A 23448-nucleotide genomic window follows, 5' to 3' on the forward strand; every position below is an offset into this window, starting at 1 on the left:
TGTACCCATTTTTAGGTGTTAAAATAAAGTGGTATATACTCACAGCGAAGGGTTATTTAGGCGAGGCTACCGATCGATGAAACCCCAGGAGTTTAGATAAACTAAATGACTGGGGTGGCAGTTAAATGCTCCTGCATAAACTGCATTCCCACCATCCTTAGTGGTCAAAAGCGATGGTAACAAAGCCTAAAAAATCATTCGCGAAGAGTATATTAAAAACGTGGCCAAAAATGGTTGTCTTTACAGGGTTTAACCGTAAAGTTTTCTTGCTTCTGCCAAGTCTTATCGTTAATTAATGCTTTCATTTTAAATGATGATGTTTGCTGTGGCAGTGTTAAGCGCCATACATTGCCCTCAGTCCAGCGAGCTGGTGCGCCTTCTTTCCAGTTTAGCAATTCTGCTTCACCCCTAATGGCTATAGAGTTTCCCCAACCAGCGTCATAATGTACATTAACTGTTGTCATACAACCTTGATAACGTTCTGCAACAATATCTGGTGTATCAATAATGCGTTGCTCACGTTTTGATTTTAACAGTTTTATATACTCAGCATGTGACCAAGCCAGTGGTGTAGCACCACCTGTGCCTTCACCAAATTGGTATGGCCCTTCAGCTTTATCCCAGACTTGTTCTGGAAGCATATTGCCTTCATTTGCAAATTTTTCCATAGCGTGAATATAACGATCAATATTCTGTTTTTTCGCTATTTCCAGGTGTGCGCGTTCACCTGTTAGTAGTGGCCATAAACGCCCTTTTCCTTGTCCGGTATAATCACTACCACCTAGCTTTTCTCCATAACCATCATGATTGTATCGGTAAAAACCAGGGCCATTTGGTGTCTCAACCTTGATTGCTTGCTCGTAGTTTTCAAGTGTTTTGGTTATCGACGTATCGAAAGGACTTTTGACGCCAAAGCGCACAAGTTCAATAAAGCCGCCATCCATTACATTACGCTCTAAGTGCTGACCACCACCATTAGCGATATATAAGATACTATCATCATCAGGGTTATAACTTGAGTGACAATACTCAGCACCTTCAGTGCGTTGATAGTACTGACCATCACCTAATTCACCTTGGTGAGTAAATGACCAGTCTGCAATGCCATCAGCCCATAAGTCTGCTTTTAAACGATAGGAACGGGCTGCTTCTTTATCACCTTGGTGGTCAGCAAAATCAGCGGCTGCGATTAAACCTGCAATTGCTGCAGAGATGGTTGAAGGCGATATGCCACTTGCTTCTTCCCATCTTTCTTGATCTGTCCATGGACCCACTTTGGCGACAAAGTCGGCTGCAGGTTTTACAAATGAGCTGTAATAACTTGCTGGACTTATCACCCCTTCTTTCCATAAACGCCAAGCTAAGACAATGGGCATTGCAGTTTCATCGAGCTGCATACCTTGCCAGTGAGCTTGCCCAGAAAGCCAGAAATTTTGTGGGAACGAGCCTTTTTTGCTGACGGAGTTGCCACATAGTTGCCAGTTACCATCTTCGGCTTTGAATTGAACTTCTTTTAAGTAACTAAGTGCTTCTTTTGCCGTATGTTGATCTCCTGCTGCAAGAAAAGCGGTGGCAACCTGATATAAATCTCTGGGCCAAACGACATGATAGCCAATAGGACCATCTTTATATCCGTCAGCACTAGAGCCGGGCAGGATACCTCGTTGATCTCCGGAATCTTTATCAAACTGGCTTTGACCCCAAGGCACGCTTAAAGACGCGATCATTGCACCATTGTAGGTTTTATCCTCATGAGCTTTAAGTACCATGGCTGAAGCATAATAGAGCGCGCCATTATCAAAGGACTCTGAGCTTAAGTCCTCTAAACCATTACAATAGTTATTCCATTGTTGATTATAGAGAGAAAGTGCAGTATCAAACGATTTTTTGAGGCTATTATTGGCTGTTTGTTGGGCCTTAGCTTTATCTTCGGCAAACCCGATCGCAATAGTAAAGGTATATTCACCTGCTTTTGAAGGTAAATCAAGTTGCCCTGTTAGGGCTACATTGCCATTGTTTGCATACCGGTAATTCCAATCCATACGATAATTGTCGTTTAAATCCTGCCAGCCATCACTTTTGCCAACAAAACCTGCGGATGTACGTTTGAAGGGAATACTTGCTGTTAGAGCCTGGTATTGAGCAACATGATTGGTGCCATTATCATATTTTGCTCGATCATCCCAGGCAAATAAAGTATCTTTTGTGGCTTCAGCATAATCATATAAACCAGTATTACTCACTGCGGGGTTGAGTAAAATAAATAAGCCCAGGTTATCCTCATAGGCTTTAAAGGTTACTTTTAATAATAAGCTATTTGTTGTAGGGTCTGTAACTATTTTTTTACTAATTTCGTACTTTCTTTCTCGATCAATATTGACTTGTTCAAAAGCAAGCGTTTTTTTGTTCAAGGAGCGTATTTCATGCTCCGTATGTTTCTTTTCTTCATCAAAAAAAGTCTTACCATCACTTACCATAAATTGTAAGTCTGTAATTTGAGCCATATCGATTTGTGGCCAGTACACTTCAGAAACAATACCATCCACTAAACTAAACCAGACTTTGGACTGCTTACTATTGGCTGTTCCTATTCCTGTTTTACTGGCAGAACTCCAGTGATGATCAATACCTGGGGCTCCTGGTGCAACACCGCTGTTACTCCAGGCAAGACTAGTCGTAATACTTGCAATAACAAGTGTTAACGCCTTTTTTTTAAGGCTTTTCATCATTTATTCCTCTCAAATTGCCATCTTTGTTTTTATAACAATAATTTTATAGGTATAGTTATTATTATACTTTGTATCGTTTTTCGGGACTGCTTAGTATTGAGTTGTTTAAAATATATTTTTTACATTATGCGATAATTTTATTATTTTTTGTGATAAATATTTTTTAATAGCATCTTCCTTTATGTATTAACTATACACTGTGATCTTTGGTGTGGCGCTTTTTTGTTTATACAAAAAACACTATTTTTTAGAGGTGGCCATATACTTATAGCAAAGTATATTAATCAAAAAATAATTGGCCAGATTAATATTAAACGAGTTTGAGTGTATAGAAAAACATTACCACTGCACTCTAGCTAGTACACTAAGTTAAGGGAAAGATTGTTAATTAAGCAGTAGTATTATGGTGGAGTATTGTAGATTAACTTCATATTTATGACTTCTTTTTTTGTTAGGATAAATAGCCATCAGTATAATTATATATTTTGTAACTGGTTGAACCTTGATGCAAGTCATTTATGTAAACTAAACAGGTTTTAATACAAAAGTAATAGTTGGTTACATTGTGAATTGTTTTTTAACAAAATATTTTTTCAAGGGTAAGGCAATTACAAACCGGTTTTTTTACAGTCTTCTGATAGTGCTTAAATAAACAATAACGATAATTCAGATCTGCTAAGCAATGGTTTGAGAATTAATGTTGATGAGTTTGTCTCACCCAGAAACTATCCGCATTGGCTATAGATCAACAAGCTTAGGTGGTCAGTGCTCTTATTGGAAGCTTGCAGGCAGCTGGTGGGATAAGCCAGACGCATATTTGATAACCGGTTTGTGGAACGGCCTTGCTAGGTTGGCAAGGGTCAGTCCTGTATTTCGTATTAATTTAAGAGGTGTTTTATTATTGCTAAATAGATAATAGAACATATCCATTATATGCATCATTCGTGTGTTATCTGGACGTCGGCGCTTTTCGTATATAGATAGTAGCCTTGATATACTTGTTGTCGTAAAGTTAAATTGTTCATTTATAATACTATCCGCTAACACCGCAGCGTCCATAAACCCTAAGTTTGCCCCTTGTCCGGCTAAAGGGTTAATGGTGTGGGCTGCATCCCCGATAAGAACAGTATTATGTGAAGAATAGGTTCGAGTATGTCTTTTTGTTAACGGAAAGCTGCCAGTCGCGACTATTTGTTCAAGTGCAGGCAGTTCTTCGGGAAAAGACTGTTGTATTGTTCGTAGCAACTGGTTTGAATTTAGCTGTTTAAGTTGCTCAATGGTTTCAGGGTGGTTATACCAAACAAGTGACGCATAATTTTTACCATTCACTCTGGGTAATGGTAGAAATGCTAAAGGTCCTGTGGGTGTGAATGCTTGCCAGGTAATATGTTGTTGGGGACCATCTTGCAGGGCTACTGTGATTACAAATGCATGTTGCTCATAATCACTTTGAACAATACCTATATTAGCAGCTTGACGAACAGCGGAAGAAGCACCGTCAGCACCTACAAGCAGATTGGCGGTTAGCTGAGTTTGATCGCTGAGCTGCACTATTGGATTCTGCTTTTCTAATATAAATTGCTCAATATGAGCGGGGCAAAATAAGTCAAGTGTAGTTTGTTTTTGTACTACTAAGTGAAGTGCACGTTGAATAATATAGTTTTCAATAATGTATCCAAGCTCTGATAACTTGGCTTGTTTTGCTGAGAATAACGTTTTATTCAAGCGGTTACCACTGATACTCAGTTTATGACCAGCCAATTGCTCCCAAACAGCCATTTCATTGTAAGGGCATGCTCTCATCGCAAGAATATGAGGCCATGCACCAACATGCTTTAGGATGCGAATACTTGCTTGGCTAAGGGCCGATACCCGCAGATCTGGTGTAGATAGAGGGTCAAATTCGGGGTAGGGTTGTTTTTCGACCAGTGCGAGGCGGAATCCTTTGCTGCTTAAGGCGAGTGCCAGTGTTGTACCGACCATGCCAGCGCCAATAATGATAATGTCGTATTGTTGTTGCATCACCTACTGTAATCCTCACATCAACTGCAATTGTTCTGTCATTATACCCTAGTTATGAGTAGTATAGAGCGAGATATATTACCATCGTTAAAATCATTCGTATTGGTATGTCTGAAAGAAATCAACTGTTGTCTATATTCTCAGTGGATATTTTTACTAAAAATAGTTGTTGCTAATTCTCGTTTTACCAGCTCAGACTAGCTCACCTACAAAACCTTTGTTTAGGTATGACTACCATTTACTCTCGCACTCATTCAAATTTTGATCTGTCAATCATTGTTCTCTTGTTGTGGATATACCTAAATATGGTAGTGACTTTAATTGATAGAACAGCGCCGCTGGCGACTATATTAATTAGTGACTGGAATATACCCTTCTTGGTGGTCAAGATCGTTGGTCTCGATGCCCTTTAGAGTTCAACAACCCCTACTAATGTGTCAGGAATACATTAGCACAGCTGCACTGGCTCGTTAAGGTAAGCGCTATTGATTGTGTGCAAAGGATATAAAACCTTGAGTCTTGTAAAAAAGACTTATAACGCTCAATATGGGTGTATTATTCATAATTTGTATATTTGCATATTGTTTAAATAAATAGCTAAATATGAATAGTTGATAAAGAAAATGTTAACAAATGAATTTAGAGGGATAGAGAATTAATAGGCTGCTTTGGTGTGGCATTTTTTATATCAACGCAATATAGCTTCCAATATTTACTAATTACTCTTTTATAAAGCTATACATAAACTGATTTCTAATAAATAATTTGATATATAAGTAACTTATTGATATAAAAGATAAAAGGTATGATCAATTATCACTGTAAAACTAAACATGTTGCACGAACTGAGGGCAAGGTGGCTTTCTAAATGGTTGGTTTAACAGGCTGTTTAAGTGATAGATAAAGTTAGAAAAGATCAGGTTTTGCTATATAGCCTGGTATTATCTATTTCAATAGGGCCTTAAACTCTGGTGGAAAGGATGAAAGCCACAGTTTAGGTGTTTAGAATAACAACTGATTTCATGATTTTAATCTGAAGTACATTTAATACATTGCAAAAATATACATACTAGACCTTGTCATTAGACTATAATAATTATGTTATTGCTACTGGCATGGACTGTTGTACGTCTAAACCGCGTACATTTCTCCAACGAAGCATTACCTAGTAATACAACATTGACCAATTAGCTGATAGACCACTATGAACACTAAAAAGTTGATTAATCTGTCCAATCAGTACCCACGGCTAACCGTGCGTACGCTGGCGACACTCATGGCTATCGGAGAAAATGAAGGTTGCTCCGTGTCAGAGCTTTCGCACTATATGGGTGTCAATGAAAAAAATGTTGCCACCACCATAAGGCGTTTAGAGGAGGGTCGTGCAGGTAACCCGGGTGATAAGTTAATTCGGGTTAAGCAATATCCTGATGATAAACGCTATAAGTTAATTCATTTAACAGCAAAAGCAAAACGAATTTTAGCTAAACTCTAATAGCTAATAATGCAGGTGATGTAGATCCCCTGCATTTTTTCGCCCACTAATATTCATGATATTTATTTTTACTTGTTGCAGATATTGTTATTAATGATTTTGGGTAAATTATTGACTATTAAGTTTGCCTATATTTACTGAAGCTATTTTACCTTGAAAGATTTCATCGCTGACTTCCACCACTTCAATACAACGTTCACTAATGGACCACTAGATAATTTTTATTAGAAAGTAACAGCGTCTAATGGTTTTATTCTTCGCGATTCATTTTTATTTGAATAGACGTATATCCAAAACGGAAGCTATAAGTGGCACTTATCTATCTCTCTTCAGCAACCTTCAGTGAGTCAAACTGTCACCGTTTGACTCATTAACCATTGACAGTACTTTTAATACAGAACATATACCAACAGCGAGGAATATAAATTATCAAGCAGCTTGTTTCCTTAGCTGACAAATGAAAAAGCCATCCATTATTTCGTTAGGTAGTATTCTTCGGCATTGTGTTAATGCATCATCATATGTCTTTTTTTGCCAATGGGTGATACCTGCCATAGTATTTGAAAATGGTAGGTCAATTGACTCAATACTGACACATGAGCCGTACTTTTTGAGGAGATGATTCACTACATGCTCATTTTCTTCAGGTGAAAATGAACATGTGCAATAAATCATAACACCTCCTACTTTTAAACTAGTAAAAGCTGACTGCAGCAAGCGCTTTTGCTTGCGAGCGACCTCGGACACTTTTCGCGTAGACCAATGTTCCCAGCTTGAAGGATCAAGTAGTGAAAATCTGGCCTCAGAGGAGCATGGGGCATCCAGTAACACACGATCAAACATTTCAGGACACTTGTTGCCAACAGAGCGCCCATCAGTCAAGTAGGTTTTCACCATAGTAGCGCCTTGTTGATCAAGGTTTGCTTTGAGCTTAAAAAAGCGATTTTTGACAGCTTCTACAGCAGATAATCGTCCTTGGTTTTCCATCATTGCTGCTATTTGAAGCGTCTTTCCGCCAGGAGCTGCTGCCAGGTCAAGTACAGTCTCTCCAGGTTGAGGGGCTAATAAGAAAGGTGCAACCATACTGGATAAATTTTGGATATAAATACGTCCTTGGTAAAACGCATCTGTTTCTGTCAGTGCTCTTCGCTGTTCTGGTGGTATATGAAATGCGCTAGGTAGCCAGGGCACGGGGGTGAGGTTGAACTGTGCTGCACAGAGTTCAGCAGTGGTATCCTGAATGCTTCCTTTTAAGGTGTTGATACGAAAAGTAGTGGGTTTTTCTCTACTAAAGCTATTCAATACTTGCTCAAGTTGAACTTCATCTAACAACAAGGAGAGCTTGTCCAAAAAGGCTCGTGGTAATTCTGGGGTCGGACTATGCATTGATTATCCAGTCTGTCAAAAGTGTATCAGTTACAGCCTCAGTTAACTGAGTAAGCATCTAGGCTCCTTTGCATTTAAAGAAAAACGGCCAATGAATCAGCTAGAGCTAGTTAACACTATTGAGACTGTAGAGTGCTCAAGTGTGGAATTATCTGATTAGCCCAATCTCTAAGCAAGCATAGTGAATTGCTACAAAGTTTTCTTTTGAAGTAAAACAAAAGTTGTGCCTGCCATGAAATAGTACTCTGCAACCAGAGAGTAAAGCTTTCAGTGTGTAAGCACATTTTGCTGGGGCAGTTGTCAGCTGGAATAAGACATGATGCGGTTGTTAAAGCGAAGTATTGTTGTGCTATTAGCATTGTTTTTATGTTGGACTGGAGAATATGTATTTGGTTGGGGGTCAAGGCTGCAATCAATCATGTTATCTCTGACGACTTCAGAGCAACAGAAACAGCAAAGTATATGGCTGCCCAGTTATAGCGTGGATATAGAAGCACTGCCACTGAGTGGTGTGGATAATAATGTTTCGGGTATTACATACTCACCCAAACAAGACAGCTTATTTGTCATTGTTAACCAGCCACCAACAGTGCTTGAGCTGGATAAGCATGGAGGCGTTGTCAGGAAGATAGCCCTAGAAGGATTTCATGATACAGAGGCGATAGCCTATATTGGTGGTGATCAGTTTGCGATTGCGGAAGAGCGTGAGCAGCGTATTACATTGGTGGAAATCACTAAAGATACAGACAAGATTAAGCGTGACAGTCAGCCACAAATCCAACTCGTATTTGGACCTAAGACCAATAAAGGTTTTGAGGGGATTGCTGCAGACCAGACAGCCAACAGGATTATTGTAGTTAAGGAGCGGTCACCATTAAAAATATACGAAATCTTCCGTCTCAAGCATGAAGAAACAGGTAACTTCAGCTTACGTGTTGAAATGCCAGACAGCTTGCGTTGGTCTTCTTTGTTTATGGCTGACTTATCAGGTTTGCACTTTGATCATAAAACACGCAACTTACTGTTGCTCAGCGATGAGTCCAAGCGTGTGACTGAAGTGAATGCATCAGGTGAGACAGTGAGCATGCTAGAGCTACGCCATGGCTATGGTGGACTGGCACGCCATATACCTCAAGCCGAGGGGGTGACACTGGATGATGAGAATAATCTGTATGTTGTCAGTGAGCCTAACCTGCTGTACCGATTTCGTAAAGTTGTTCAGTGAGAATTAAACCTGAGGTATCAATAAGCTTTATTTAACGACGGGGTAATGGGTAGTTAGTCACCCACGTTATTGCAATGAATGGGGAAATAAAACATGGATCGTTTTACTTTCGCTGGTCATGATGATAATCCTTTTTTACAGGGACCATATGCTCCTACTGTTACAGAGCGTGTCATCACCGATTTTAAAATATTTGGCCAAATTCCTGATGACTTAGCAGGAGTTTATTTACGTAATGGACCTAATCCAAAATTCAACCCAGCGGGCACTTATCACTGGTTTGATGGTGATGGTATGGTACATGGCTTTTATTTTCAGAATGGGAAGCTAACGTATCGAAATCGTTGGATAAAAACTCAGGGGCTTATTCAGGAGGAGGGGCAAGGTAAAAGCTCTTTACCGGGTGTATTCTCGCTCGTTAATCCCGCAGAGACCAAAGATACTGCGAATACGGATATCATCGTCTTTAATAAGCGGGCCTATGGACTTTGGTATAGAAGTGGAATGCCTTATGCCTTGGATCCAATAACACTTGAAACGCTGGGTATAGATAGCTTTTCAGACACACTCCAATCACCTATTTCAGCTCACGCTAAGGTTGACCCTGTGCACAATGAGTTGAGAGTATTCTGTGTCAGCATGAAACAACCCTATTTGTCTTATGGGGTCATTAATGAAGAACATAAAGTCAGGCATTGGACGCCTATTGAGCTACCAGGCTTACGTCTTCCTCATGATATGGCTATTACGACAAACTACTCCATTGTTATGGACTTGCCACTGTACTATGTCCATTCCCCCAATGGATTACGCAGTTACTTTGATCATACATTACCTGCCCGGTTTGGCATTCTCCCTCGTTTAGGTAATGAACAACATATTCAGTGGCTTGAAGCTGAGCCTTGCTATATTTATCACGTTATTAATGCATGGGAGCGAGAGCATAAAATTGAAATGTTGGTGTGTCGGGTGACAGATCCTGTGCCACCACTCAAAGATAAAGCTCATGATCCACTGCTTAACATGGTTAACTTTCTTGGTAAAACTTTAAAAACAGCGCAGTATTACTACTACTGCTTTGACTTAAAGAGCCGTACTGTAGAAGAACAGCCCTTGGATAGTCGTAATAGTGAATTCCCTGTCATAAACCAACGTTATATGGGGCAACCAAGTCGCTACTCTTATCATGTACTATTGGATGAAGTTGACCTCCCCTTGTTTTCAGGCCTGATTAAGTATGATTACTTAGGCAAGCACACAGAGGCAGTGACGTGGCCAAAGCCTTATGTAGGGAATGAGCCTGTATTTGCACCTAAGGCTAAAGCAAGTAGTGAAGATGATGGCTATATATTGACCATATTAACAAGCTGTCATCAAGATCAAAGCCGGTTGCTCATTCTTGATGCTAAGCATATAACTGCACCCCCATTAGCAACCATTGATATACCTGCTCATATACCTATAGGGTTTCATGGTTGTTGGGCGGAAATGAGTCAAATTTAGTCAGTATAAGAGAATCAACCCATTGGTATCAGCAATCACTCACGCTAAAATGCTTGCTTAAAAAAAAGCAGGAGGCACATGAGTGGCTAATCACTCAAGTATGTGACTTCAGGCATCTAGTTCATCTTTGTTAGGGTCAGTTGTATCTGTGGCTAAAGTTGTAATTTTTGATTCAGGTGTTGGTGGACTCAGTATTTTCAGTGAGCTTGTACGATTAATGCCTGAAGTCTCTGTTGTTTATGCTTCAGATAATGCTGCTTATCCTTATGGGGATAAAAGCGAGCGCTATTTGAAAACCCGCGTAAAAGCATGTTTGGATACCCTTGTTCAATATCATCAGCCAGATATGGTTGTTGTTGCCTGTAATACCGCAAGTACAGTGGTATTACCTGTGCTTCGTGCTCATTTCTCAATACCTGTCGTAGGGGTTGTACCTGCCATTAAAACGGCTGCTCAGGTGACTAACAATGGTGTGATTGGGCTGCTGGCAACACCTGGTACCGTGACCAGAGTCTACACTGATGACTTAATTATTCGTTTTGCTAAACACTGCGATGTTATTAAAGTTGGCTCCCGTGTATTGGTTGATTTAGCAGAAGCCAAGTTGCGGAGCCAAACAGTTGATTTGAGTCGTCTCAAACAGGAATTGTTACCATTCGAACAAGCACCTGTTCGTCCTGATACAATTGTATTGGGTTGCACTCACTTCCCACTATTATTGAGTGAATTACAACAAATTTCTCCATCTATTCATTGGGTTGATTCAGGCTCAGCCATCGCGCGTCGTGTCAGAACACTACTGGAACAGCAAAAAAAGCTTAAGCCAGAACACGCGGGTATTTATCAGGCAATGTTTACTGCTAATACCACATCAGTGACTCAATTAAAGCCTTATTTATTTCAACTTGGATTTAGTGCTTTAAGTATTTTACCTATTGATGAAGCATTTACGGTTTTTTCTGAGCCTATGGCGATAAATGCGGTAACTGTCTCCTAGGGCCTGTTAACACTATATGAATATCACTGTTATAACGGTAAAAGCGCTAATCTAGGCCCTAAGCAGTGATGTTGAGTCTTTGCCAACAGCGCTTTTTTCTTCCATATAGTAAAAATATCTCCTTTATTGTGATGTTATGGTTGCAGGAGATATTTTTATAAGGAGAAGACCGATGGAATTGGGTACAAAAGCAATGTGGGAGCAGGCTGTTGAGCAACTGAGTATTCCTAATCAAGCTTATATTGGTGGTGAATTTGTTTGCTCCCAAAGTAAGCAAACTTTTTCCTGTATAAACCCTGCGAATAACCAGCTATTGTCTGAAGTAGCATTATGTGATGTGGCTGATGTACATAATGCGGTAACCAGTGCATCTAAAGTATTTCAACAAGGAGACTGGAGCCGTCAATCACCACAGCAACGTAAAAAGAGCTTATTAAAACTCGCTGACTTAATTGATAAACATGCTGATACATTAGCGTTGCTTGAAACGCTTGATATGGGTAAGCCGATAAAAGATAGCCGACTGCTGGATATTCCTTCTGCTGCAAACTGTATTCGTTGGTATGCAGAAGCTATTGATAAAATATATGGTGAAATTGCACCAACTGCAGAAAATCAGTTAGGTCTTATTACCCGTGAACCTATAGGCGTAGTCACCGCAATTGTTCCCTGGAATTTTCCATTGCTTATGGCCTGTTGGAAAATAGCCCCTGCTTTAGCAGCAGGCAATAGTGTTATTTTAAAACCTTCTGAAAAGTCGCCTCTTACAGCACTTAAACTGGCAGAGTTAGTTGCCGAAGCTGATTTCCCGCCAGGCGTATTTCATGTATTGCCTGGTTATGGACATACAGTGGGAAAGGCACTGGCTCTTCATCCTCATGTTGATGCTCTAGCATTCACAGGGTCCACCACGGTAGCCAAACAGCTATTAATGTATGCTGGGCAGTCAAATATGAAAAGAGTATGGTTAGAAGCTGGTGGTAAAAGCCCCAATATTGTATTTGCTGATGCGCCAGATTTAGCCTACGCCGCTGAGGCTGCAGCGAGTGCTATTTGTTTTAATCAAGGAGAAGTATGCACCGCAGGTTCAAGGCTATTTGTGGAAAAATCTATAACCAAAGAGTTTTTGTCGCTTGTTAGAAAGGCAATGAATAAATGGCAACCAGGTAATCCACTTGATCCTGAAGTAACACTTGGCGCTATTGTTGATGCCCAGCAGCTGAAAAAAATTCAACAATATATTGAATTAGGCGAAAAAGAAGGCGCTGAACTTTTACAAGGTGGTCAAAGAGTACGACAAGAGTTGGGTGGTTTTTTTATACAGCCAGCGCTGTTTGGTAATGTTGAAAACACAATGCGTGTAGCGCAAGATGAAATATTTGGACCGGTGTTAGCGGCAATAACATTTACAGACAGTAATGAGGCGGTCAACCAGGCTAACGATAGCCAGTATGGTCTAGCAGCAGGCATATGGACTAGTGATTTAAATAAAGCGCATCTTGTTGCTAAACAATTAAAGGTTGGTTCAGTTTGGATTAATCATTATTTTGGTGGCGATATGACAGCACCTTTTGGTGGGTATAAACAGTCTGGAATTGGCCGAGATAAATCTTTACATGCGTTTGATAAATATACTGAAATAAAAACCACATGGTTTTCATTCCAGGGATAATATCTTTTTTAAGTCTATAACTTAACTAACATGACCTCCAAACACATGGCGATATTTCTGGCAGTGCGGGCTAACTCGTCTAGTCGGTCAATCATTTGATATAAAGTAATAGCATCTAACGCTGAAAGCTCATGTTCTAAGTTGTGAGTCATACGACGTGAGCTTCTAACTTGTGAGCGAATTTTATCTTCATGTGTCTCTAATGAATCAATGATTTTTTGGACAAGTATCGATTCCTTGCCTCGAAATCCAAGCTCTAATAGTTCATCTAATTCTGACACACTTTGGTGGGTTAGTTTGACGGCTTCAATACACAAATTCAGCAGGCTTGTTATTGAGGGTTGTAATGTACTGGGGATATTCACTTGCCTGGCCGTTATACGGCCAACAATATCGTCCGCTGTGTTCGCGGCAGCATCTTGTTGATAAATAAGATTGCATAAAATCTCTCGAGGAACGGGGGTTAAAATACCTGAGGGCAAACGCGATAAAATTTCTCGCTTTAAGAGGTCCGCTTCGTGCTCCAGGTTAATCATTTGCTGCTCGAAGCTTTCGGCTTTTTCCCAGTCTCTTGCCATTACGCTCTGGAAAAATGGCGTGAGTAAATTAACGCAGGACAATACAATGTCCATATGCTGTTGCATAGGGCCAAATGGGGACTTGGCAAACAGCTCTGAAATGACGCTTTTAAACATAAGCGCTAATCTCCATAAAACGCTTTTTTATGAGATTAGCAGTAATCAAGGACTTTCACTTATGTCGTGTTATTTAGTTTGAGGTGTTAGCGTTTAATATGCTGATTTTAAACAGCTAACACTTTGCTAATGAGCCAGATTTTTAGTGATATTATTGAACCCAAACGGTTTTGATATTGGTAAACGCTTGTATGCCTGGTACACCTAGCTCTCGTCCATAACCTGAGTTTTTGATACCGCCAAAGGGCAGTGCACAGTGGCTTTTTACAAAGCTATTAATAAAACATGAGCCTGCTTCTATCTGTAAAGCTATCTCTTCCGCTTTATTAATGTCTTTGCTCCAAATACTTGCCCCTAATCCATAGTGACTTTGATTCGCAAGCCGAATGGCTTCATCAGTATTTCTTACCCGAATAATACTGGCTACAGGCCCAAAAAGTTCCTCCTGAAATGCACCCATATCAGGGCTGACGTTATCCAGTATTGAAGGCAAATAAAAGTTTCCATCGCGGTCAGGAATGTGACAACCAATGATATTTTTTGCACCTTGATCGAGGGCGCAGAGCACCTGGTTGTGCAGATCATTCCTTAGATCAGTTCTAGCCAAGGGGGCTAAGGTTGTCTGATCATCATTTGGGTCACCAATCATCAGCATTTGCATACGGTTGATGAGACCTTGGATGAAGTCATCTGCTATGGCCGGTGTTACAAAAAAGCGCTTGGCAGCAATACAGGTTTGACCAGCATTCATACAGCGAGAGGTCACTGCGGCTTCAACAGTTTGTTGTAAATTAGCATCATCACAAACTATAAATGGATCTGACCCTCCTAGCTCAAGCACAGATTGCTTTAAGTACTGGCCTGCGAGTGAGCCAACACTTCTCCCAGCAAATTCACTTCCAGTTAATGTGACGCCTCGTATGCGTTGATCTGTAATTAATTCGTTGGCTGCTTTTGCGTCTATGAGTAGTGATTGTAAACAGCCATCAGGAAAACCGGCTTCCTGCACAAGATGCTCAATGGCCTGAGAGCACTGAGGGACATTGGAGGCGTGCTTTAACAATAGTGTATTACCTGCCATCAAATTAGGTGCTAGGGCACGAAATACCTGCCAAAAAGGATAGTTCCAGGGCATGATGGCCAATAGGGGACCTAACGGTTGATAGCAAATATAACTACGCTTGGCTTCTGTAGTAATGACTTGTGGTGTAAGGTAACTTTCAGCATGATCAGCATAGTGCTCGCATACCCAGGCACACTTCTCCACTTCGGCCAGTGCTTCATGGTGCAACTTGCCCATTTCCTCTGTAATCATGGTAGCCAGCGTTTTTTTACGGTGCTTGAGTTGTTCACATAGCGCACGCATTGGTGTGGCACGTTGGCAGAGGCTTCGTTTTGACCATAAGCGAAAGGTCTGTTCTGCCAATTGCAGCTTTGTTTCCAGCTCATTAGGTTGCAGCAATGGGTATGTAGCGATGACTTCGTTAGAGAAAGGATTAACGGTTTGTATGCTCATAAGAATCTATTTGCTGATGTGTATGTGTACCCTTATTAGGGGAATATTTTATGATTTTTGTTCTCTACAGCAGTTTCCATCTCATGCTGCACCCCTTGCTGAGTTATGAGTCAGAAGCTGCAAAGGATACGCTTCACTATAGCTCTACATGAACATTAATGTATTGGTTGCTGGTGTTTTGCTTACACTATTTTTGGCTACCAAATATAGTGGCGGGGTACTCGTTGAGTAATCTTTGTTAGTAGCTCATAACTGATTGTGTTTGCATATGTGGCGACTTCATTCACCGATAATTGATTTCCCCATAACTCAACTGAGTCACCAATGCGCGCTTGTGGATAGCTACTGAGATCAACCGTGATCATATCCATGGAGACACGCCCGACAATGGGGCAACGTATGCCACTAATGACCACAGGTGTACCTTCACTAATATAACGAGGATAACCATCGCCATAGCCAATACTCACAACTCCCATCAGTAAAGGCTTGCTAACGTCATATGTTGCTCCATAGCCAATAGTTTCGCCTGCAGCTAAATGTTTAATCGCAATCAACTCCGCAGTGAGTGTCATAACTGGCTTGAGGGCAGCGGCCTGGTTGTGGTTATGTGCAAAAGGTGATGAGCCATACAACATAATACCTGGTCTTAACCATTGGTAGTGACTTTCAGGCATAGCCAGTATGGCGGGTGAGTTAGCTAAGCTGGCGGGTGGATTATCTAATGTTTTTAGCGTTTGAGAAAAACAGTCAAGCTGTTTTTTATTCAGGGGGTGATCAGGCTCATCTGCACACGCAAAATGTGATGTACAAATGACTTGTTCAATATAAGGCAGCTGTGTGAGTTCTGAATAACGTGCAATGAATTGATCAGGTGAAAACCCTAAACGGTGCATACCTGTATCGAGTTTTAGCCATACTGTAAATGGCGTTTTTGGGGGGTGTTTGCGCAGTATTTCAATTTGCTTATTAGAGTGGATTAATGGCTGCAAGTCATGGTGATTAATAGCATCAAGCTCTTCAGCAGAAAAAAAGCCTTCTAGCAGGACAACGGGCGCTTTTATGTTAGCTTGTCGTAATTGGAGTGCTTCTTCAATGCAGGCCACGGCAAAACCATCAGCTTCTTCTTCCAAAGCTTTTGCTGTTGCAATCGCACCATGCCCATAAGCATCAGCCTTAACCACAGCAAGTGCCTGAGCGTTATAGCCCGACATCTGTTTTGCATAAAGGTAATTAGCTTTCAAAGCATTAAGGTCTATAGTGGCGCGGATTGGGCGAGTCATGCTACTTCACTGTTTTACAGGTTAAAGGCAATACATTAATCGGTTTTGTGTTGATAGGAAACCCTATGGGAGGTATTAGTCACTATAAATGTGTAGCTGTTGTAATGGCCTGCCATAAGGCTTCAACAAACATCAGTTCAAACCTTTTGTTATGAGTATAATAGGGTCCAGTGATGGTAGCTTCCCAGCTTTTGCGACACCCTCTTTAAGAGACGGGAAGTGAGTCATCGCGTGATGAGCTGAGCAAATTAACTTTGGAGGCGACTGTCTCCTTCCTGTTGAGTGAAAGTTAAAAAAGAATGCGTAACAAGAAAGAAACAACAAAACAGATCGATCGCATTGATAGAAAAATACTTAAAATATTGCAACAAGATGGACGCATTTCTTATGTTGACCTGGCTGAACAGGTTGGCTTAAGTACAACACCTTGTATGGAAAGAGTGAAGCGTTTAGAACGAGAAGGCTTTATTCAAGGGTATGCTGCTAAAGTAAATCCCCAGCTGTTACAAGCAGGGCTACTGGTCTTTGTTGAGATTAGTCTTTACTCAAAATCGGCTGATATATTTGATGAATTTCGACGGGCTGTAGTCAAGTTGCCCCATGTTTTAGAGTGTCATTTAGTTTCAGGTGATTACGATTACTTAATTAAAGCCAGAATTTCAGAAATGGCATCGTATCGTAAACTGCTGGGTGATATTTTATTGAAGTTACCTGGTGTGAGGGAGTCTAAAAGCTACATTGTCATGGAAGAAGTAAAAGAAACCTTAATAATACCTGTTTATGATGATTAGGTGATGCGTTAAGAGGTAAATTTCCAAGATTAAAGCTGAATCAGTCTTGTTAAAACCATATTAAATCTATGGGATTGGAACTCATACACTTTAGCTAGTAGCCGTTGATATAACTATCCAGTGTTTTTGAGTTTTGATCATCAATCTGCTCAATGTGAAAGCCGGCGCCAAATTTACTGGCAAAATTTGAATTTTGGCACCACATGCACTCTGCCTTTAAGCTGACTGTATCATGTGAAAGTGTGGGTTCAGGAATGTGAAGAATCAGATTTATCGTTTGTTTGGGCTGTAATTGGTGATCAGTCAAAACCATAAAGTGGTCAATGTTTAAGTCTAGAATTCTGCCTAAATACTCTCCAGTGTCAGCATTCTCAACTGTGACTGGGTGTCCTTCTCGACGATGTCTTTGTGAGTGGGTAAGAGCCATATAACGAAAATCCTGTCATCAGTATTATAAAAATAGTTCATCAAAATTTAACTTTAACTTTTTCTTTTCAAAATTCTATCCTTAACCAAACATTCTTTCCAAAAAATAATCTAAAACATTAAGCTCCTAGTCAAAAATAGCAATATAGAATTAACATATCTTTATTATTTATTTTACTTATTACGTAGGTGGATTATCCCGACGATAGTTGTAACTTTCGTGTGTTTAGAGTCTTCGAGTTTATATTTTGGTAGGTGTAATTGATTAAAGTAAAGTTGCAACTAAGTTATTTACTTTGAATAGCTATAAATTTAATTTTTTTATGAAATCAAAGTTTAATAATTGTATCGCAGCTATTAATAAACAGCATATACCCAAGAGTAATTTACCCGTTTGCTCAATGGGCTGAAGGCTAATGGTCCGTTACCCACTGATCGTTAGCTCCTAATTATAACAAGAGGGCTGGCTTATGAAGCGAAACCCGGCATGTGCCATTGAATATGTGCAGTACTTAAATGACAAAGGCGAGTTAACACAGCCTTTACCTCAGTGGGCAGAACAGCCTAAACAGCTTCTGCACTACTATCGTGAAATGGTAATGGCTCGTCACGCAGACCAAAAGGCAATTAGTTTACAAAGGACCGGTAAGTTAGGTACTTATCCTTCAATATTGGGCCAGGAAGCTATTAACGTGGTTATTGGTTCAGTACTTAACAAAGAAGATGTCTTTGTTCCTTACTACCGTGATCATAATGCAATGGTTATGCGTGGAATGAAACAGGCAGATGTTTATCGATATTGGGGGGGGGATGAACGAGGCAGCGCTAATCCTGAGGTAGGTAAAGACTTACCTTACTGTGTGCCTATAGCGACACAGGTTTCTCATGCTGCAGGTGTGGCTGCGGCAATTAAAATTCGAGGTGAACAGCGTGCTGTGCTTTGTACCTGTGGAGATGGTGCTACTTCAAAAGGTGACTTTCTTGAAGCCATCAACTTAGCAGGAGTATGGCAGTTACCCGTGGTGTTTCTTATCAATAACAACCAGTGGGCAATATCGGTTCCCCGAAAGATACAGTGTGGAGCACCAACTCTTGCTCAAAAAGGAATAGGTGCAGGTATTCCTGCTCTGCAAGTGGATGGCAACGATGTTATTGCACTTCACGAAGTGATATCTGAGGCCTTGCTGAAAGCAAGACTTCATAAAGGTGCTACAGTCATAGAGGCAATAAGCTATCGATTGAGTGATCATACTACGGCAGATGATGCAACACGTTATAGAACAAATGAAGAGCTGCGAGAGGCCTGGCAGAGAGAGCCCATTAAGCGCCTGCAGCACTATCTTCATCAGCGGGGGGAGTGGGATGAAAGCAAAGAGCAGCGCTTGCAGGCCCAAGCGGCTGACCAAGTACAGCAAGCGGTTGATGAGTACTTGCAAACCCCACAACAGTCCTTAGATGACCTCTTCTTTTACCACTATGAACAACTCCCTGTGGATTTAGCAGAACAGCTCAGTGATGCTGATATGGCAAATCAATTACAAGGAAAGGCAGTACAGGGGGCGAAACATGACTGAGCAGAATCGCATAACGTTGGTAGAAGCTGTAAATCAAGCACTTCATTTCGCCATGAGCAAAGATGAAGATGTGGTGGTGTTAGGAGAAGATGTTGCGGTTAATGGGGGCGTATTTCGGGCAACAGTTGGCTTGAGAGAGCGTTTTGGTATTAAACGTGTAATGGATACCCCCTTAGCTGAAGCATTGATTGCAGGTGTCAGCATTGGCATGGCAACACAAGGTTTAAAGCCTGTTGCTGAAATTCAGTTTCTTGGCTTTATCTACGCAGCTATGGAACAGTTGGTATCTCATGCTGCCAGAATGCGCAACCGCACCCGCGGTCGATTAACCTGCCCGTTGGTGGTGAGAGTTCCCTTTGGTGGTGGCATTCATGCGCCCGAACATCACTCTGAGAGTACAGAAGCACTGTTTGCTCATATACCTGGTTTAAGGGTGGTGATTCCCTCTTCGCCACGTCGAGCTTATGGCTTACTGTTAGCGGCTATAGAAAATCCCGACCCGGTTATTTTTATGGAGCCAAAACGGATTTATCGGGCAACAAAGCAAGTGGTGCCTGATGATGGTCAGTCTTTACCTCTGGACACCTGCTTTACCTTGCGTCAGGGAACCGACATAACCTTAGTTAGTTGGGGAGCCTCAATATTAGAAACCATGCAGGCGGCTAAGCAGCTAGCTGAAAAGGATATTTCTGCTGAGGTGATTGATGTGGCCTGCATTAAGCCGTTGGATATCGAGACTATTCTTTACTCGGTCAAAAAAACAGGTCGTTGTGTTGTTATTCATGAGGCCGCTAGAAGCTTTGGGGTGGGTGCTGAGATTGTTTCGCAACTCCATGAACAGGCTTTTTTTGACTTACTTGGGCCTGTTAAGCGTGTGACAGGTTACGACATCACAATGCCCTACTACCAAATGGAAAAGCATTACATTCCAACGACTGAGCGCATTATTTCTGCTGTTGAACAAAGCATGGAGCAAGCATGAAATTTTTTAAACTACCAGATTTAGGAGAGGGTATTCCTGAAGCTGAGATTGTCACCTGGCATGTTAAGCCTGGTGACACAGTTGAGGAGGACCAGCCACTTGTATCAGTAGAAACTGCCAAAGCTATTGTTGAGGTACCCTCGCCACAAACGGGGCAAATTGCAAAACTCTTTGCAAAAGAAGGGGATGTGGTTCATACAGGAGAACCTTTGGTTGAGTTCGCCAACGTAGAAGACGAGGACACAGGCACAGTCGTTGGTAAAATAGAACAAGCCAGTAAACAAGATGATGAGGAAGAACAGTTTTTTATTGGTGCTCCGCCCGAGTCTCGCGCTGAACAAAGCCCAAAGGCTGCCCCTGCTATTCGCGCATTAGCCAAAAAAATGGGGGTGGATTTACGCCAAGTAACCGGCACAGGGCCAAATCAGCAAATTCTTTCTGCGGATGTTGAGGCAGCAGCAGCTTCAACCGCTATTGGTGGCGAGCCAGTGCGTGGTGTTAGGCGGCAGATGGCTATTAATATGGCCAAAGCAGACCAAGAGGTTGTACCTGTCACAATTTTTGACGATGCCGACATTGAACATTGGCAAGAAAAGGAAGATATAACCATTCGTTTGGTTTCAGCAATTGGTCATGCATGTGAGGCTGAACCTGGCTTAAATGCTTGGTTTGATGGGGTTCGGATGACTCGTGTACTCCATAAACATATTGATTTAGGTGTGGCTGTAGACACTGAAAAAGGACTTTTTGTACCAGTGTTAAGGAATATTACAGGTCGGTCCCGTGAAGACTTACGAGAAGGTTTAAATCGATTGCGTGCTGATGTTAAAGCAAGAACAATCCCTCCATCTGAGCTACAAGGTGCTACACTAACTCTTAGCAACTTTGGCACCATTGCAGGACGGTATGCAAGTCCTATAGTTGTTCCTCCAACCGTGTGTATTTTGGGAACAGGTAAAATTCGGCGTGAGCCTATTGTTGTAGCCGATCAAGTTAGTATTCATAAAATTATACCCCTTTCCTTAACATTCGATCACCGCGCAGTTACTGGGGGAGAAGCGGCGCGATTTCTGCATGCAATTAAAATGCATCTTGAGTCCTGAAAAATCGAAAAACATATATACTTAATTTAAAAACAACATTTCTTTAAAAAACTAGTCTAACGGGTTGAGAAGCTAGGTCATTTCTAATCAGTAGGGTTTCAGTGGGTGAGTGCAATGGATATTTTTGATACTGTAAAAAGCAGGTATATCAATACCCAGCAGGAAGAGATCTCATTACATGAATATCTCGAACTTTGTAAAAAGGATCCAATGGCGTATGCAAATGCTGCCGAACGTATGTTAAATGCGATTGGAGAACCTGAATTAGTTGATACGTCATTTGATTCAAGGTTAAGTCGAATTTTTTCTAATAAGTTAATAAAAAAATACCCTGCCTTTGAAGAGTTTTATGGCATGGAAGAATCTATTGAACAAATAGTTTCTTATTTTAAACATGCTGCGCAAGGCTTGGAAGAAAAGAAACAGATTTTATATTTATTAGGTCCTGTCGGTGGTGGTAAGTCATCACTTGCAGAAAAACTCAAACGTTTAATGGAAAAAGTACCTTTTTATGCCATTAAAGGTTCACCAGTATTTGAATCACCTTTGGGTCTATTTAATCCTGATGAAGATGGAGAAATATTAGAAGAAGAGTATGGTATTCCAAAGCGCTATATAAAAGGAACTATGTCCCCATGGGCTGTTAAACGTTTGAAAGAATATGGCGGAGATATTTCTAAATTCAGAGTGATAAGGCTTTATCCATCTTTAGCACACCAAGTCGCTATTGCAAAAACAGAACCTGGTGATGAAAATAACCAGGATATTTCAAGCCTTGTCGGGAAAGTCGATATTCGACAGTTAGAAGAATACGCACAAAATGATCCTGATGCATATAGCTTCTCAGGTGGGTTATGTCGGTCTAACCAAGGCTTGCTAGAATTCGTGGAAATGTTTAAGGCACCAATTAAAGTGCTTCACCCTTTACTCACTGCAACCCAAGAGGGAAATTATAATAGTACAGAAGGTATGGGTAGTATTCCTTTCGAAGGAATAATACTTGCGCACTCGAACGAGTCAGAGTGGCAAAGTTTTAAAAACAATAAGACGAATGAGGCATTTATCGACCGGGTGTATATCGTTAAAGTACCTTATTGTTTACGCGTCAAAGAAGAAATCAAAATTTACGAAAAATTATTACTACACAGTTCTCTGCGTGAAGCGCCTTGTGCACCTGATACACTAAGGATGCTTGCACAATTTTCTGTATTGTCTCGTCTAAAAGAACCAGAAAATTCGAATATTTTCTCTAAAATGCGGGTTTATGATGGGCAAAATTTAAAAGACACTGACCCTAATGCGAAGTCGTTGCAAGAATATAAAGATGCAGCGGGTGTTGATGAAGGTATGGAAGGGTTATCAACACGTTTTGCATTTAAAATATTGTCCAAAGTCTTTAACTTTGATCCTAGTGAAGTTGCCGCTAACCCAGTACACCTGTTGTATGTATTAGAACAGCAGATTGAACAGCAGCAATATCCACCTGAGGTGCATGAACGTTACTTACGTTTTATTAAAGAGTTCCTGGCACCTAAATATATTGATTTCCTCAGTAAAGAAATCCAGACCGCCTATCTTGAGTCTTACAGTGAATATGGTCAAAACATCTTTGATCGCTATGTAACTTATGCGGACTTCTGGATTCAGGACCAAGAATATCGTGACCCAGAAACTGGCGATATTTTGGATCGGGGTGCTATCAATGACGAACTAGAGAAAATTGAAAAACCTGCGAGTATTGCTAACCCGAAAGATTTTCGTAATGAAATTGTCAACTTTGTGCTTCGTGCTAGAGCGAATAACAAAGGTAAAAATCCTTCATGGCTTAGCTATGAAAAAATGCGTACTGTTATTGAGAAAAAGATGTTCTCAAATACAGAAGACCTACTACCTGTTATTTCTTTCAATGCGAAAGCATCTAATGAAGACCAGCGTAAACATGGAGAGTTTGTCAAGCGTATGATTGAGCGTGGTTATACTGAGAAGCAAGTAAGGCTGTTGTGTGAGTGGTATATCCGGGTAAGGAAATCACAATAAAATTAGACCATT

At 40.8% G+C, this 23448-nt stretch carries 17 protein-coding genes; 10 read left to right on the forward strand and 7 right to left on the reverse strand.

All coding sequences use genetic code 11. From position 1 onward, the window contains the following. Positions 1–212: 212 nt before the first annotated feature. Positions 213–2729, reverse strand: a complete 2517-nt coding sequence (locus tag KHS79_RS14210) for a glycoside hydrolase family 15 protein (RefSeq protein ID WP_212719863.1) — start codon at positions 2727–2729, stop codon at positions 213–215. A 771-nt stretch (positions 2730–3500) separates the two neighbouring features. After that, entirely contained in the window at positions 3501–4751 is a 1251-nt protein-coding gene (locus KHS79_RS14215) for an FAD-dependent monooxygenase (protein WP_233468437.1), read from the reverse strand. Positions 4752–5955: 1204 nt separating this feature from the next. Between KHS79_RS14215 and KHS79_RS14220 the strand changes: the two genes are divergently transcribed. After that, positions 5956–6246, forward strand: a complete 291-nt coding sequence (locus KHS79_RS14220) for a MarR family transcriptional regulator (RefSeq protein ID WP_027707378.1) — start codon at positions 5956–5958, stop codon at positions 6244–6246. Positions 6247–6675: 429 nt separating this feature from the next. On the opposite strand, the gene KHS79_RS14225 is transcribed toward KHS79_RS14220, so the two are convergent. Further along, on the reverse strand, positions 6676–7632 hold the full coding sequence (locus KHS79_RS14225) for an RsmB/NOP family class I SAM-dependent RNA methyltransferase (RefSeq protein ID WP_212719865.1): 957 nt from the start codon (positions 7630–7632) through the stop codon (positions 6676–6678). Between the two features lie 316 nt (positions 7633–7948). On the opposite strand from KHS79_RS14225, the gene KHS79_RS14230 reads away from it, so the two are divergent. From KHS79_RS14230 to KHS79_RS14245, 4 genes are all read left to right on the forward strand, one after another. Further along, entirely contained in the window at positions 7949–8857 is a 909-nt protein-coding gene (locus KHS79_RS14230; RefSeq protein ID WP_038290317.1) for an SdiA-regulated domain-containing protein, read from the forward strand. A gap of 93 nt (positions 8858–8950) precedes the next feature. Next, a complete protein-coding gene (locus KHS79_RS14235; protein WP_212719866.1) occupies positions 8951–10360 on the forward strand; it encodes a carotenoid oxygenase family protein in 1410 nt (469 codons plus the stop codon). 148 nt (positions 10361–10508) lie between these two features. Further along, positions 10509–11357: a glutamate racemase gene (murI, locus tag KHS79_RS14240; RefSeq protein WP_157365387.1), complete on the forward strand. Its 849-nt coding sequence runs from the start codon at positions 10509–10511 to the stop codon at positions 11355–11357. 172 nt (positions 11358–11529) lie between these two features. Beyond that, the gene (locus tag KHS79_RS14245) at positions 11530–13029 is read left to right on the forward strand and encodes an aldehyde dehydrogenase (RefSeq protein ID WP_212719867.1); all 1500 of its coding nucleotides are present in this window, start codon (positions 11530–11532) and stop codon (positions 13027–13029) included. A gap of 14 nt (positions 13030–13043) precedes the next feature. Here KHS79_RS14245 and KHS79_RS14250 read toward each other — a convergent pair whose 3' ends face one another. The 3 genes from KHS79_RS14250 to alr form a co-directional block, all read right to left on the reverse strand. Then, positions 13044–13724 carry a TIGR00153 family protein gene (locus KHS79_RS14250; protein ID WP_027707374.1) on the reverse strand — a complete coding sequence of 227 codons (681 nt, stop codon included), beginning with the start codon at positions 13722–13724 and terminating at the stop codon, positions 13044–13046. Between the two features lie 151 nt (positions 13725–13875). Further along, positions 13876–15240: an NAD-dependent succinate-semialdehyde dehydrogenase gene (locus tag KHS79_RS14255; RefSeq protein ID WP_212719868.1), complete on the reverse strand. Its 1365-nt coding sequence runs from the start codon at positions 15238–15240 to the stop codon at positions 13876–13878. A 197-nt stretch (positions 15241–15437) separates the two neighbouring features. Further along, the gene (gene alr, locus KHS79_RS14260; protein ID WP_212719869.1) at positions 15438–16523 is read right to left on the reverse strand and encodes an alanine racemase; all 1086 of its coding nucleotides are present in this window, start codon (positions 16521–16523) and stop codon (positions 15438–15440) included. Positions 16524–16822: 299 nt separating this feature from the next. Here alr and lrp point away from each other — a divergent pair, with 299 nt between their 5' ends. Further along, positions 16823–17314, forward strand: a complete 492-nt coding sequence (lrp, locus tag KHS79_RS14265) for a leucine-responsive transcriptional regulator Lrp (protein ID WP_027707371.1) — start codon at positions 16823–16825, stop codon at positions 17312–17314. A 94-nt stretch (positions 17315–17408) separates the two neighbouring features. Here the strand turns inward: lrp and KHS79_RS14270 are convergent, their stop codons facing one another. After that, entirely contained in the window at positions 17409–17741 is a 333-nt protein-coding gene (locus KHS79_RS14270; RefSeq protein ID WP_027707370.1) for a PilZ domain-containing protein, read from the reverse strand. Between the two features lie 469 nt (positions 17742–18210). Here KHS79_RS14270 and pdhA point away from each other — a divergent pair, with 469 nt between their 5' ends. From pdhA to KHS79_RS14290, 4 genes are all read left to right on the forward strand, one after another. Then, complete coding sequence (gene pdhA, locus KHS79_RS14275; RefSeq protein WP_212719871.1) at positions 18211–19314, forward strand: pyruvate dehydrogenase (acetyl-transferring) E1 component subunit alpha; 1104 nt, start codon at positions 18211–18213, stop codon at positions 19312–19314. After that, positions 19307–20296, forward strand: a complete 990-nt coding sequence (locus tag KHS79_RS14280; protein ID WP_212719873.1) for an alpha-ketoacid dehydrogenase subunit beta — start codon at positions 19307–19309, stop codon at positions 20294–20296. Before pdhA ends, KHS79_RS14280 begins: the two co-directional genes overlap by 8 nt. Further along, complete coding sequence (locus KHS79_RS14285) at positions 20293–21399, forward strand: dihydrolipoamide acetyltransferase family protein (protein WP_212719875.1); 1107 nt, start codon at positions 20293–20295, stop codon at positions 21397–21399. Before KHS79_RS14280 ends, KHS79_RS14285 begins: the two co-directional genes overlap by 4 nt. 114 nt (positions 21400–21513) lie before the next feature. Next, on the forward strand, positions 21514–23436 hold the full coding sequence (locus KHS79_RS14290) for a PrkA family serine protein kinase (RefSeq protein ID WP_027707366.1): 1923 nt from the start codon (positions 21514–21516) through the stop codon (positions 23434–23436). Positions 23437–23448 lie beyond the last annotated feature (12 nt).

The sequence above is a fragment of the Zooshikella ganghwensis genome, from assembly GCF_018263875.1.
GTDB lineage: Bacteria > Pseudomonadota > Gammaproteobacteria > Pseudomonadales > Zooshikellaceae > Zooshikella > Zooshikella ganghwensis.